The 12,680-nt window shown below is 68.4% G+C and carries 12 protein-coding genes and 2 pseudogenes; 4 read left to right on the top strand and 10 right to left on the bottom strand.

All coding sequences use genetic code 11. From position 1 onward, the window contains the following. Positions 1 to 127: 127 nt before the first annotated feature. From AB0L06_RS28095 to AB0L06_RS28070, 6 genes and pseudogenes are all read right to left on the bottom strand, one after another. Positions 128 to 658, bottom strand: coding sequence for a hypothetical protein (locus AB0L06_RS28095; RefSeq protein ID WP_500234117.1), 531 nt, complete (start codon positions 656 to 658; stop codon positions 128 to 130). A 142-nt stretch (positions 659 to 800) separates the two neighbouring features. After that, positions 801 to 902: pseudogene (locus AB0L06_RS28090) on the bottom strand (DUF2786 domain-containing protein); the annotation flags it as partial. A 144-nt stretch (positions 903 to 1,046) separates the two neighbouring features. Continuing rightward, complete coding sequence (locus tag AB0L06_RS28085; RefSeq protein WP_500234116.1) at positions 1,047 to 1,232, bottom strand: DUF4192 family protein; 186 nt, start codon at positions 1,230 to 1,232, stop codon at positions 1,047 to 1,049. Positions 1,233 to 1,311: 79 nt separating this feature from the next. Continuing rightward, positions 1,312 to 2,253 (bottom strand): annotated as a pseudogene (locus tag AB0L06_RS28080) (caspase, EACC1-associated type); the annotation flags it as partial. Beyond that, the gene (locus AB0L06_RS28075) at positions 2,250 to 2,645 is read right to left on the bottom strand and encodes an effector-associated constant component EACC1 (RefSeq protein WP_500234101.1); all 396 of its coding nucleotides are present in this window, start codon (positions 2,643 to 2,645) and stop codon (positions 2,250 to 2,252) included. The pseudogene AB0L06_RS28080 and the gene AB0L06_RS28075, both read right to left, overlap by 4 nt. Positions 2,646 to 3,089: 444 nt before the next feature. Then, a complete protein-coding gene (locus AB0L06_RS28070) occupies positions 3,090 to 3,338 on the bottom strand; it encodes a hypothetical protein (protein WP_500234100.1) in 249 nt (82 codons plus the stop codon). A gap of 486 nt (positions 3,339 to 3,824) precedes the next feature. On the opposite strand from AB0L06_RS28070, the gene AB0L06_RS28065 reads away from it, so the two are divergent. Then, entirely contained in the window at positions 3,825 to 4,202 is a 378-nt protein-coding gene (locus AB0L06_RS28065; protein ID WP_500234099.1) for a nuclear transport factor 2 family protein, read from the top strand. A gap of 217 nt (positions 4,203 to 4,419) precedes the next feature. Beyond that, a complete protein-coding gene (locus AB0L06_RS28060) occupies positions 4,420 to 4,857 on the top strand; it encodes a helix-turn-helix domain-containing protein (protein WP_500234115.1) in 438 nt (145 codons plus the stop codon). Positions 4,858 to 4,864: 7 nt separating this feature from the next. Here the strand turns inward: AB0L06_RS28060 and AB0L06_RS28055 are convergent, their stop codons facing one another. The 3 genes from AB0L06_RS28055 to AB0L06_RS28045 form a co-directional block, all read right to left on the bottom strand. Then, entirely contained in the window at positions 4,865 to 5,143 is a 279-nt protein-coding gene (locus AB0L06_RS28055; protein WP_500234098.1) for a hypothetical protein, read from the bottom strand. A 489-nt stretch (positions 5,144 to 5,632) separates the two neighbouring features. Beyond that, a complete protein-coding gene (locus tag AB0L06_RS28050) occupies positions 5,633 to 5,833 on the bottom strand; it encodes a DUF397 domain-containing protein (protein ID WP_500234097.1) in 201 nt (66 codons plus the stop codon). Positions 5,834 to 5,865: 32 nt separating this feature from the next. Beyond that, a complete protein-coding gene (locus AB0L06_RS28045; RefSeq protein WP_500234096.1) occupies positions 5,866 to 6,726 on the bottom strand; it encodes a helix-turn-helix domain-containing protein in 861 nt (286 codons plus the stop codon). Positions 6,727 to 8,168: 1,442 nt separating this feature from the next. On the opposite strand from AB0L06_RS28045, the gene AB0L06_RS28040 reads away from it, so the two are divergent. Beyond that, positions 8,169 to 8,885 carry an ATP-binding protein gene (locus AB0L06_RS28040; protein ID WP_500234095.1) on the top strand — a complete coding sequence of 239 codons (717 nt, stop codon included), beginning with the start codon at positions 8,169 to 8,171 and terminating at the stop codon, positions 8,883 to 8,885. Positions 8,886 to 9,030: 145 nt separating this feature from the next. Here AB0L06_RS28040 and AB0L06_RS28035 read toward each other — a convergent pair whose 3' ends face one another. Beyond that, entirely contained in the window at positions 9,031 to 9,480 is a 450-nt protein-coding gene (locus AB0L06_RS28035) for a hypothetical protein (protein WP_500234094.1), read from the bottom strand. A gap of 237 nt (positions 9,481 to 9,717) precedes the next feature. On the opposite strand from AB0L06_RS28035, the gene AB0L06_RS28030 reads away from it, so the two are divergent. Next, positions 9,718 to 12,480, top strand: a complete 2,763-nt coding sequence (locus AB0L06_RS28030) for a tetratricopeptide repeat protein (RefSeq protein WP_500234093.1) — start codon at positions 9,718 to 9,720, stop codon at positions 12,478 to 12,480. Positions 12,481 to 12,680 lie beyond the last annotated feature (200 nt).

Below are 12,680 nucleotides of genomic sequence, written 5' to 3'. Positions count from 1 at the left end.
GGCGGGGCCGGGGGCGGGTGGGGCGCCCGGGGGGGGTGCGGGCCCCCTTTGGGCCACCGCGCGGGGGGGGGGGGGCGGCGGGCCCGGGGCCCCCCCCCGGCCGCGCCCCCCCCCCCCCACGGCGGGATCAGGTGAGTTCGCCTCGGGGTGTTCCACCGAGCTTGCGGTCGCCGAGGTCGGCGGAGCGGCCAGCGGTGTGGCCTTGCCGGTAGGCCTGTCCGTCGAACTTGCGGGCGCGCGGGGCTTTGCCGAGTTTGGGGAAGCGGCGCGTGAACTCGGCGTGGACGAGCTGCTGGCGGTTCATGAGGACCAGCTCACGGGATGCGGCGCCGGTATCACCGGCCGCCGCTTCGGTGTCCAGTTCCTCAGCGAACCGGGCGCGGGCGGCTTCCAGCTTGTCCTTGATGCCGTTGCCGAAGCCGCGCATGAAGCTGCGGCGGACGGTGGAGGTCTCCGTGGTCCTCTCGCCAGGGGTGAGCCAGGCCGGCAGGTTCCGGGAGTGTGCGCGGGCCGCGTTGGCGGCGCTGTTCTCCATCTGGATCAGGACGGCGGGCAGCAGGAGCTTGAGGTTGTCGATCGTGGCGGTTGGGCCGACGATCAGGATCCAGCGGATGCGGTTGCTGGAATCGTTGGCGCGGAAGGCGACCTGACAGCCCATTTCCCTCGGCAACGTCGCCAAGGCCCCAGGCACGTTCCCTACCGTGGCCGCCGCGTCCGGGCACGGCGTGTTCGTACAGGACGATCTCCTCCGGTGCATCTTGGTCTGCGGCGGCTTTGAGATCGGCGTCTTCGATCTCGTACTTGAGCATGAGCATGCCCGCCCGCGCGAATGCCGCCTGGCGTTCGGAGTCGGGGGTGTCGGGATGTTCGGCGAGAGTCAGGAGCTGTCTGATCCCCTGCATCTGCTTGGACTTGTCCACAGCCATGGAGAGCCTCCGTCCGCTGGGATACGAGAGGCACCGGCCGCCCTGGTGGACGGCCCGTGGTGGAGATGGTCGGGGTCGTGGTCACCGCGCATACGACCGGTGCGTAACCCGCTGGCTTGCTCAGGTCGACCTGGGCGGGGTGCCGTAGGCGTCGCCGAGATTCTGCTGACCAAGGAGGTCGCGCAGCTTCGAAGAAGGGACGGCCTCGCTGACCACGACGCGAAGGAGAGCGGCAAGCGAGTAGGACGGGTCGGCTTCGTCGGCACGCACGAGCGCGACAAGCGCCATCGCGCCGTTGCCCGCCAGTTACGCCGCGAACGCAAGCAAGGTCGCGGGCGGGGCGGCGAAGTCGGGTGAGGTGCGGCGGAGGACATCGGCCCACAGAGGTCTTTCCTGACCCGGACGGGCCGACCAGCACCAACGGTCCTGCCGCGGCGGAGGTGCCGGCCCCCGGCTCCATCGCGGAAAGTACCCGATCGATCATCTCCTTCCGCCCGCAGTACAGCTGAGCGTCATCTGGACCGAACGAGTTCAGGCCCAGATAGGGAGAGCGGCCCTGCGAGGGTCCCGGTTCCTGCGGCGGCTCAGTCTGCGCCGGCCTCGCGGGATTCAGTGCGATCACCAGGTTTCCGGAGCGGCCTTCGGCCTGTTTGCGGGGCAGCGGCAGCTGCTGGTCCCGCATGGTCCGGAACACCGCGTCGTAGATCAGGTCCAGGGTCAGTTGCTGCGGTTCGCGCGGGTCACCCTTGGTCAGTACGTCGAGGAGCGCCCCTGTGAACGCCGTTCGCTCGGCGTCCGGTGGAGCGAGGGCGAGCTGTTCCGCGGACGCGATGAAGTACAGGCCGGGCGTGGGATCCATGCTGAACGCAGGGACGGATGCGCCGCGTCCCAACGGAGGACGCCCGGAGAAGCAGCAGTCGAGTATGAGGACGACCGAGGACGCCGAGCTCGCCGTGAGTGCCTGACGCAGTGCGGAGAAGGACAGCGCCTGATGTTCGGCCATGCCAGGGGTGAGCCGGTCGGTGCTGCGGGCGGCCAGGTACAACTCACCATCGGCGCTGAGCAGTCCGTGCCCGATGAAGTAGACCAACAGGACGGTGTCGGCTCGCTGCGCCTCTTCCGCGACCGCCTGTGCCATGGCTCTGGCATCGGGTGGGTCGAGTAGCGGGCGCAACTGGTCGGAGGGCACCCCACACCATTCGATCAGAGCCGTCTTCATAGCATGGAAGGTGGGGGCGACAGAAGGCACCGCTGGGAGCGTGGGACCGTCATGGGTGGCGGTGGCGATCAGCAGGACCCGCACGCCCGCATCGGACAGACCGGTCATGGGAGCTCGCGCTGCTCGGCTTCGTCTCCGCCCTGGCCCACCAGGCCCGCGAGGTCCGCCACAAGCTGCCGCAGTGCGACGGGGTCGAGATCGGCCACGCGCTTGGCGGTCAGCTCCAACGACCGTCCGTCAGGGACGGTCACCTTGATCTCCACCTCACCGCGCCGCCTGCACAACCAGGCGATGACGCCGGTGGCGAAGGCTGTCGCGGCGCCGCCCGGAGCGACAGCCACCACGAGAGCGTCCAACGTCGGTCCCATCGTGCCGGGCTCCGGCGGACTCTCCCGGCCGTCGACCCGGCCCCGCAACATCTGGTCGCCGGTCAACCATTCACGTAAAGAACGAAGTTGGTCGCCTGTGTCGGCCCTTCCCACAACCACCGATACGTCCATGACTTCCTCGCCGTTGCCGCCTAATGCTCACTACTGCGGTCGGAGGCTAGCAACGTCCAGCGATGGACGATTACCAAGCTACAAGTTACTGGCTAGCCAGAGAGTGTCCCCAGGTCTGTTGTGTGGCGGTGAGTCGCACTTAGAAACTAATCTTTTCTCCAGCAGAGGGTTTCATCAACAAATTGGCGGGACTCGCCGGATTGTCATGACTCCTGGCAGGCGTTTATGAGTTGTTCCGCCGTTGGCCGCGCGCCGGAGTGCGTCGTGCCACGGCTGGCGGAGTTCCTGGTGTGGCGCGACACGAATCTGGTGTCGGCAACCGAGGCGGACTTGGTTGCCTACCGGATGGCCCGGACCGATCCAGGCCCGCGCCGTATGCAGACCGGCCCGGTCGGCGGGGAGGGGCTGGTAGCGGGCCTGCCAGACCGCGAGGTCTGTCGTATCTCATGCCAGCGTCCCGTCGGTGAAGGCGTCCAGGTGGGCGTTGACCTCATGCAGCAGGGCGGCCGGGGCAAGGGTGTGGCCGGTGACGTCCAGGCGCAGGTCGGGGCGGAGCAGGCAGGGCGCCAGCGTCCCGGCGGCGTCCAGCCGCAGGGCCCAGAACCCTTCGACGCAGTTCGGCCGGGAGGAGCAGGTGGCGCACTGGCCGACGTGGTGTCGGCCGAGGGAGGCGTCGATGACCTCGACGGTCATCGCGCCCTCGGCTCCGGAGACGGTGAAGACCCGCCGTCCTTGCCCGGCGCCGGCGCGAGGCCGCCCGGCACCGGTTCGGTGACGCCGCCGCGCTCGCCGACGAGGTCCTGGACGCCTGCCCACCGATCCGAGAGACCAGCCGCGCCCGGCTCCGCGACCTCGACCACGACCTGTTCACCACCCCCACCCCACCCGCGAGGCCCGCGACCTGCACGACCGAATCCGAGCGTTCCCAGCCCTGGTGGCGGTCGGGTACCTCAGCGAGGAACCCAACAGCGTGTAACCCGGCCCTGGCCCACAAACGCCGCAGCTCATGCAGGCCCTCGGGCAAGGACGAGAGCCCCAAGCGTGCACGTCGGCTCTGCTTGGCCACCCCGGTCGGCTCGCCTGGGATCACTGAGCTAGTGCTGTGACCGGGAAGGTTCACCGTGATCGGAAGGCGGCTCGTGGTAGGGGCTCATGCGAAGCGGCTGGTATTACTGGGGCATGCCGGAAGAGACCGCACGCTCCGCGATCGACATGTTCATCTCCGCGTTCAACGCCTCGGATGACAGCTCTGTGGCTACCCTGCTCTCCCAGGCCCTGACCTCAGACGTGGTCTTCTGGGGGCCGTTGGGGCGTAGTGAAGGTATCGGGGCGGTCGAGCGGTTCGTGCTGGATCTCCGACGCCACCCGGCAGGGACCGGCACGATGGTGCGTTGCTCAGCGGTGGACATGCCTGACGAATGGGCCCGGTACCAGTGGGTCTTCACCACGCCTGATGGAGGCCCCCGCCTGGCGGGAACGGATGTCGTCCATCTGCGACGGAGCCTCATCGACCAGGTCATCGTCTTCGCGGGAGAGATCAAGCCGCTCGCGTCCTGAGTCATCTCTATGCCGCTGTCTCTCTCCTGAATTAGTGCCGTAGCAGGCAACGTTCGCCCTGTCGGTGTGGTGCGGTCCGCCGACAGGGCGGGATGTATCAGGCTTGGTGGAGGGCGGAGCGCGTCCAGGTTCGGGAGATCGATGACGATGAAGGTCGTCGGCTGCCGCGGACGGTGCGGCGTGGCACGGGTCGGTGGTGACCTGGCGTCGGGCGCAGATGGTGCTGTTGTCGGCGCAGAGGATGCCGGTTCCCAAGATTGCCGAGGTGACGTTCACCAGCGAGGACCGGGTGCGGGACGTCATTCACGACTTCAACGCCGACGGGTTCGACTTGCTGTACCCGAAGTACGCTGGCGGCCGGCCACACACGTTCAACCTGCCCGAATCCCCGCACCTCGCCGCCAAGCGGTGCCGCCGAGTGGCGGACTGGGCCGAGGCCAACAACGTCGAGATCGCCTACGTTCCGACGAACTCCTCATGGCTGAACCGCATCGAGGCCCAGTTCACCGCGCTGCGCTACTTCGCCCTGGACGGCACCGACCACCGCAGCCACAAGGAACAGAAGAGCATGATCCGCCGCTGCATGGTCTGGCGCAACCGCCACACCGACGACATCCGGCTGCGTCAGATCACGACCCGCGCGAACGTCGCCTGACACACGATCAGTCGCCGATGAACAAGATGTAGCGATGCGCCCCCTGCAAGGCCACCTCGCATAGTGTTCGGACTTCGGCGACCCATTCGCCACCGCGTTCGACGGGAAGCCGGTCCAACTCCGCGAGCAGCGCCGGGACCTGCCGGTGATTGAAGACCGCATCGCCATAGGGGTCAAGCGCCCCGAGCATGGGAAACGCCGCCTGGTCCAAGCCGCCCAGAGTGGTCTCCCAGGGCAGTCCGCACCCCGCCCTCACCACGACCTCACCCTGGATCTCGCGACTCACCCTCATATTGATCACGCCCGATCGTACTCAGGCGACACGACCCAGGGACCAGGCAAACGTTCCCTGCTACGGCACCAGCAACGACTACGGCTGGGATGTGTGACCTGGACGGCCTGAGGTCTGAGCATGGTGCCCCCGGTGGGCCCGCCCATGAGTCCGCGCGGTCGTGGCGCTTTCGGCACCCCACCACGGGGCCAGCCCCATCGGTGGGTGGATACTTCGCCCCCAGCCAAGGACTACCGAGGCGTGTGTGGTCTGAATCCTCCGGTGCTCTGACCCCACAAGGGCAGGTCAGTCGCCGCTGGCAACTCTTGACACGATCGCGAGGTCACTCCGTGCACGCGATCCTCATGTACCCGGACATGGAACATCCCGTGGTGTTCCAGTCGGCTGGATTCAGGCCAAGGCACGGCGTCCCCTGCTCCTCAATCGCGCACGAGGCGCCGCAGCCTCGCCCTGTCCGAGGAGACACCCCTCGGAAACATTCGTCTAGCCGCGAAGACTCTCGCCGAGCTTGATGCGGTGGAGGAGTTGGTTCCAGGCTTCGGGCTTCAGGCTGATCGCAGGGCCGTCCGGGTCCTTGGAGTCTCGGACGAGGCCCAGGCCATCGAGGCCGGCCACTTCGACGCAGTCGCCGCCGTTGTTGCCGCTTCGGGCGCTCTTACGCCAGACGGCGGCGGTCAGGTCCATGGTGGACGATTCTCCCTCTGCTCGGTCCTCGCCTACCTCAGGTTCTCGGCCACCTCACGCAACATCGCCACGGTCTGCTCCGGGCCGAGCGCTCGGGCGCGCAGGTGGTCAAACATCAGCCTATACCGGTCCACCTCATGGGGCTTCTGAGTGTAAACGCCACCAATCTGCTGCTCCAGATAGACCTTGTCGGGGTCGTCGGCGGCGGGGAATCTCAGGATCTTGAACGCGCCATGCATGGCACCGTGCTCGCCGAGCTCGAAGGGCAGAACCTGGAGGGTGATGTTGCGTCGCCCCGCCAGGTCGATCAGGTGCTCGATCTGCTCCCGCATCACTTCGCGCCCGCCAACCACGCGCCGGATGACGGCCTCATTCAGCACCAGCCAGACATCGAACGGGTCACTTCCGGCGAGTCGGGCCTGACGGTTCACGCGAACCTCGACGCGCTCGTCGACGTCTTGGTCCACCTCCGGGCCTGGAGCGGTGGACATGATCGCGCGGGCGTACCGCTCGGTCTGCATGATCCCCGGGACCAGCTCCGACTCATAGCCGAAGACATGGGACGCCGAGGCCTCCAGCACGACGTAGACCTGGAACCACTCCGGGATCGCGCCGGAGTACTGATGCCACCAGTCAGGCTCACGGGCCAGCCGCGCCAGCTCGACCAGCGCGTCATTCTCCCCCTCGTCGGCCCGGTAGAGCTTGAGCAACCGCTTCACATCCCGCTGCAGGACGCGGCTCTTGTCGTTCTCGATGCGATAGAGCTTGCTCTCCGCCCAGCCCATCTCCTCGGCCACAGCCTCCTGACTGAGCCCGGCCCCTTCACGCCGGGCACGCAACTCGCGCGCCAGCCGGGTGCTCGCAACGGTCGGGACGTGTCTGCCCTGGGCCATCCCAGCTCCTCCACACCAAATTTGATGGGTTTCAAGTAAAGGCTTGCGTTCAATCGCGACCGGGTGAATGCTAACACTCGAAGCCTACGGTACGTAGCCGAAAGATCGCCTGGAGTACTCGAAAGCTGCGGAGCCAACCCGCCCGTCCGGCTGAGCAGCGGGTGGGCAACACACGCGAGATGTCAATCTCGGCCGTTGCGGTTCCGGTTCGACGCCGGAACCGGCCCTCGGCCGGAGCACAAGCCCACTTGGGCACCAGATAAGCGAAGAGCCGCCGCGCGGCCAGGTCCATGGCCTAGGAACCTTCCTGGCCGCGCGGCCCAACCTCTCGAAGGAGGTATGCCGTCATGGTAGACGCACCGATGACGGTGAGCGGGCAGTCTGCTTTGGAGCGGAAGCACCCGGGTGGTGGGTGTGGCGCTCGCGGACGGACGCGATGTGGTGCGCGACGCGTCGACGTAACCTGTCGACGCGGGAGCTCAAGTGCGGGCTGGACCAGCCTCTGGTCTGCGTCAGTCCTGAGGAACTGAGCCGCAGGCTGATCGAGCAGGATGCCTGCGAACACGCGCAGGGGCTCGAACTCTGACCGTACGCCGCCGGTGAGCGAGAACCGGCTGGAAGCAGTGCCGTCGTCTTCATGACAACAAGACGGCGTTCAGGCCGTCCCAGCAAGAAGGCCAGCCGAGGCAACACCGTCTTGGGCGCGGTCTCGCGCTGAGTACGCCCGCAGCCCGCTACGCCTGCGAGTTTCTGGCGGACATGGCCGTGCGCTGTCGCTCACGCGCGGCCTCATCTCGCCCCTATCCGCTGGTGACGCGAGTTCACCTGCTGAAACAGGCGGTCCCGGACGCGGTGGTCGAGCACCGGCCGGGACCTATCGGACACAGGAGGTCCGACGTGAGACAGGATTCCACGCCACCTACAACCTCGGGGAGGGCTCTGGCCGCCATGGGCCGTCCGCCCGCCCGCGTCCAGTTCACCCCGCCCTCGCCAGACACGCCCGTCCAGGGGACGAGCCGCGCCCCCAACGCAATCCTCACCGCCGTCCGGCTCCGGTACCCCGACACGGTCTGCTGGTACGGGTGCTTCACCAGGCATTACTGGTTCGTCTCTCCGCGCCAGACCTTGATCGAAGCCGCTGACGAGTACGAGCTCGCACATCTCCTGGGTGCCTGGTTCCCGCCCGTTCCGCTCTATCCCGCATCCGAACGTCCCACCGGGGAACATGCGCCCGCGCCCTTCGTCCAGGACAGCCGCGACATGGCGTCCACCAGGGTGGGAACCAGTCTCGCAATCTCCCCGTCGGCTCCTCGCCAGCGCCCTGGGAGCCTGCGCCGGACACTCCGGCGCCTGGCCCAGCGCCCCACCGAATGCTCACCCGGGTGCGAGCACGCGTGCTGCAACCCGGCTCTCCGCCAGCCCGTCAACCCGTGGAGTTCTTCATGCTGAACGAGAGCGCCGCACTTCTGGAGCTCGGACTCGCGCAGGCCTTCCCGCTGCCGTCCGACCGGACATGCGCCTCAGTGGCACGGTCCACACTGTCGATCGCGATGACCCAGCTCGCCCTCCCGGACGAGCTGATCTCCGATGCGACGGTCGCCGTCAGCGAGTTGGCCACCAACGCGTTGCTCCACGCTGGTGGCACCAACACCGAACTGTGGATCTGGCCGCGCATCGACCCCGCACCCGCACTCGTCGTCACCGTCTTCGACACCGGCTCCGGCCCGCTCCCCCACGCCGTCCCGGACGACCTGCTCAGCGAGAGCGGCAGGGGCCTGTCCATCGTCGCCGCCCTGACCACGGCCACCGGCGCGCACCGCAGCCGCTCACGCCTCCGCACCGTCCAGGTCAGCGGCAAGGCCACCTGGTTCACCCTGGCCCTGCCGGACGACTACCCGCTCACAACTCCGATCCAGAGCCCGCAGCGCGCGGCGCACCTTCTGCTGTTGGAGCTGTACACCCGCGGCCTGTTCGCCTACCCCGCAGACGACGTCGGCGACGGCCCCGTCCTCGTCGTGAACGACCTGCGCATCCAGATCTCCCGGACCCACCTCACCTGGCGCAACACCGATGGAACCACCATCACTCACCAGCTGCCCGACCTCCAGGACTCCCTCGAAAGGATCGTCTCTCACTTCGCAACCCGCGCCCGGCAATGAAGGCTGGGCGGTCAAAGGGCCCCCGGGCGAGTTGGGGCTCCAGCCGGGCGGGCCCTTCCGCGTCCTGCTTCGGGTAGCCGGCTAGCTAAAGGGCTGGGCGGATACTCCGCAGGGAGAAACGCGGGGCGCTACCCCAGCCGCGAGCCTACGCGTCGTCGCCTCGACCACACTCCGCCTGAGAAGGTCTGGGGCCTCCCCTGGCATCCCGCAGCAGGACGGTCCGACATCTCCGAGCAGCCTCGCGGCCTACCGGTATGGAGGCTGCCACCAGACGACATCTGAGTGGCATGCACGGGCAGCGGGTCAGTTGTGCGGCGGCCGGATGTGGGCGGGGGGCGTGAAGGGTGAGCAGCAGGGTGAGAACGGCGAAGGCCAAGGCTGCGATGGCCAAGCCGGCGCGCAGGTCGTCGCCATGGTGGGGAGCGCGGTCGCACAGGCGGGCGTGCAGGTGCATGCCCGCCAGCACGGTGGCGACCGTGATGCCGATGACCGTCAGGTCGGCCAGTAGGGGGAGGTAGGGCGCACGGGCCAGGGCGTCCAGCACGGCGCGGAGATCAAACGCGTCGATGGTGTTGCATGTGGTGGCGAGGGTCATGGAGTGCTCCCGAATCGGGCCGCTGGTGCGGCGCTGTGGGAGTCACCGTCCGATGCCGGTCGGGTGCCCGTCGCTTGTTCCCGGGCGATACGGGCGATGCGGGTCTAGCGTGGCCAGGTAGATGCAGGCTTCCCTGGATTGCCCGCTGATGCCAGGTCCGGGCGCTGGGAGGCCCTGCTCATGCTGCAAGGGCCGCGGCCACCTGCATTGGGCAGCCGGTGCGAGGAGGGCGAGGGGATGTCGGAGTCGGTGGCCAAGCGGGTGTGGTGGGAGGCGCTGCGCGGGTTGGAGCAGCGAGCCAGGGCACGGCGGGCTGTGCAGGGGCTTCCGAGTTCGCGTCGACAGGCCACCAAGGAACTGGTCAAAGACCCCTATGGAGTGGTGCTGGACGCCAGGCGGATCAGCGGCTGGCTGCCCGATGAGGTGAACGCGGCACAGGTGCCCCGGTCCAGTGACGCTGCCATCGAGGCACAGGTATGGGCATTGATCCGGTTGTGGAGCGCTTGGGCCGGTGACAACGCTCCGGACCGTGGGGAGTGGGTGCAGTGGCTGGCCGACGCTCAGCCCGCCCGAACCCCCGCCAGGGGCGGTCGAGCGCAGCAGGAACAACACAGTTGGGCGGCGCCGCGCAGCGAGCAGTGGGCTCAAGACGGTGATGCGCACCTCTATGGGGTGCCGTGGAGTAGGACGGAGTTGCCGCTGCCGTTGCCTGTGGTGGATGCGGTGCCAGCGGACGGGGTGGTGGGGTTGCCGCGGCGGCCGCGGCCAATGTTTGTGGGCCGCGAGAGCGAGCTGAAGGCATTGCGGACGGCGTTGCCGTCAGGGCAGGAGGGCATCGCCCAGGTTGTGGTGGGGTTGGGCGGGGTCGGCAAGAGCGAGTTGGCGTTGCAGTTCGCCCACCGGCACCGGGACGAATACGACCTGGTGTGGTGGCTGCCCGCCCAAAGCTCCAGTGATGTGCAGGTGGGACTGGCGGAGTTGTGTCGGGAGCTGTGCCTGCGCGCCGGGGTGTCAGCGGCCGCCCGCGTCTCCAGCCCGGAGGCCACCGGGTGGGCGCTGGCCTGGCTGGCAGCGCACGACCGGTGGTTGGTGCTGTTCGACAACGCCGAGCACGTAGGCACCCTGGAACCCCTGCTGGGTCGGTTGCAGCGCGGGCACGTGCTGGTCACCAGCCGTCTGGCAATGGGCTGGGAACAGATCGGCACAGTGCTACGGCTGCCGGTGCTGTCCACCGCCGACGCCGCCGACCTGCTGGCCCGCACAACCGCCCGGACTGGTGCTGCGCCTGCCGCAGGCACCGCCAAGTCCGCTGCCACCGATGGGCGAGACAGCCCGACGGTCCGGTCGCAGGGACCGTCATCTGGGACCGGCTCCGGAAAGCGGGGCGTGCTGGTGGAGTTGGCGCAGGAGTTGGGAGAGTTGCCGCTGGCGCTGCGCCAGGCTGGGGCCTACATCGCCGCCACCGCCGGTGTCACTGCCTCCGACTACCTGGAACGGCTGCGCGCCGCCCCGCAATGGGCCCTCACCGCCCGCCCTTCTCATCATGGACCGGCTCCGGCCTCGCCGGGTGGAGTTGGGCGCAGAGCGGAGCAGGTGGTGGCGACGGTATGGACTGTGACCCTCGACCGCATCACCCAGGTCAACCCGCTGGCTGTACAGCTGCTGCATACCCTGGCCTGCTACGCCCCCGACCGTCTGCCCTGCCGCGTCTTGCATGGCCTGCCCGACACTGACCGGTTCCAGATCGGTGAAGCGCTGGGAGTCCTGGCCGCCTACTGCCTGATCGACCTGTCTCCCGACGAGAGACACCTCAGCGTGCACCGTCTGGTCCAGGCCGTCACCCGCACCACCGCCGTTCACAGGGACCCCGACCTTGACACCGGCCAGACCGCCGCTTACCTGCTGGCGCGAGCCCTCCCTCAAGATCCCGCTCACCCGCCCGCGTGGCCGCTGTTCGCCGAACTGGTCGCCCATGTCCGCCATTCGCTGGCCCCCGACTCCGCCACCATGGCCACCGTCGTCGCCTACCTGGATGCCATCGGCGACTACCGCACCGCATGCGATCTGCAACACCGGCGCGCCGCCTCCCTCCAACACGTTTTGGGTCCTGAGCACCCCGAGACGCTGACCTCACGCGCCTTCCTGGCCAGGTACACAGGCGCGGCAGGTGATGCGGTGGCAGCACGCGACCTGCTCACCGACCTGCTCCCGAAGCTCAAACGGATCTTGGGTGCCGAGCATCCCGAGACGCTGACCGCGCGCGCCTTCCTGGCCATGTGGACTGGCGCGGCAGGTGACAAGGCGGCAGCGCGCGACCTGCTCACCGACCTTCTCCCTGTTCGCGAACGCATCTCAGGATCTGAACACCCCGACACACTGATAGCCCGCGCCTTCCTGGCCGGTTGGACGGGAGCGGCGGGTGACGCCGCGGCAGCCCGCGACCTATTCGCCGACCTACTCCCCCTACGCGAACGCATCTCAGGACCTGAACACCCCTACACGCTGGGCGCCCGCAGCAACCTGGCCGGTTGGACAGGAGCGGCGGGTGACGCCGCGACAGCCCGCGACCTATTCGCCGACCTACTCCCCCTACGCGAACGCATCTCAGGACCCGAGCACCCCTCCACACTGGGCACCCGCATCCTCCTGGCCAGGTGGACAGGTGAGGCGGGCGACGCCGCGACAGCCCGCGACCTGCTCACCAACCTGCTCCCTGCACGCGAACGCATCTCAGGACCTGAACACCCCGACACACTGATAGCCCGCGCCTTCCTCGCCAGGTACACAGGTGAGGCAGGCGACGCCGCGACAGCCCGCGACCTATTCGCCGACCTACTCCCCCTACGCGAACGCATCTCAGGGCACGAGCACCCCGCCACACTAGACGCCCGCGCCAACCTGGCCCGCTGGACACTGCGAGCCGAGCAGGCGTCAGGTCAATCCCACGTTCGCCCCGCCACCCGGCACGCCCCGCCCCAACGGCCCCCCGGCACCGAGTAGCCCCGGGGCGGCGTTGACCCGCTGGGCCGGGGAGCGGCGTCAGCCAGCTGCGAGGATGCACAGCGCGTGGACGGTCGGCACCCTCACCGAGCACACCGGACTCACTCCCGAGACGATGAGCTACGGCTGGTCGAGGTCGACGCCAGGTCTGCCGGCCCGCACCTTTCCGCCTCCATTCCGCAGCCCCCCCCGCACCTCCA

Source organism: Spirillospora sp. NPDC052269 (assembly GCF_040679435.1).
GTDB lineage: Bacteria > Actinomycetota > Actinomycetes > Streptosporangiales > Streptosporangiaceae > Spirillospora.
Note: the sequence above shows the minus strand (reverse complement) of the source record. Positions and strands in the feature narration are given on the sequence as shown.

Coding starts and splice junctions, on each gene's coding strand:
- AB0L06_RS28095 (WP_500234117.1), bottom strand. CDS start 658: ATGGGCTGTCAGGTCGCCTTCCGCGCCAACGATTCCAGCAACCGCATC.
- AB0L06_RS28075 (WP_500234101.1), bottom strand. CDS start 2,645: ATGGACGTATCGGTGGTTGTGGGAAGGGCCGACACAGGCGACCAACTT.
- AB0L06_RS28070 (WP_500234100.1), bottom strand. CDS start 3,338: ATGACCGTCGAGGTCATCGACGCCTCCCTCGGCCGACACCACGTCGGC.
- AB0L06_RS28065 (WP_500234099.1), top strand. CDS start 3,825: ATGCCGGAAGAGACCGCACGCTCCGCGATCGACATGTTCATCTCCGCG.
- AB0L06_RS28060 (WP_500234115.1), top strand. CDS start 4,420: ATGGTGCTGTTGTCGGCGCAGAGGATGCCGGTTCCCAAGATTGCCGAG.
- AB0L06_RS28050 (WP_500234097.1), bottom strand. CDS start 5,833: ATGGACCTGACCGCCGCCGTCTGGCGTAAGAGCGCCCGAAGCGGCAAC.
- AB0L06_RS28045 (WP_500234096.1), bottom strand. CDS start 6,726: ATGGCCCAGGGCAGACACGTCCCGACCGTTGCGAGCACCCGGCTGGCG.
- AB0L06_RS28040 (WP_500234095.1), top strand. CDS start 8,169: ATGCTGAACGAGAGCGCCGCACTTCTGGAGCTCGGACTCGCGCAGGCC.
- AB0L06_RS28035 (WP_500234094.1), bottom strand. CDS start 9,480: ATGACCCTCGCCACCACATGCAACACCATCGACGCGTTTGATCTCCGC.
- AB0L06_RS28030 (WP_500234093.1), top strand. CDS start 9,718: ATGTCGGAGTCGGTGGCCAAGCGGGTGTGGTGGGAGGCGCTGCGCGGG.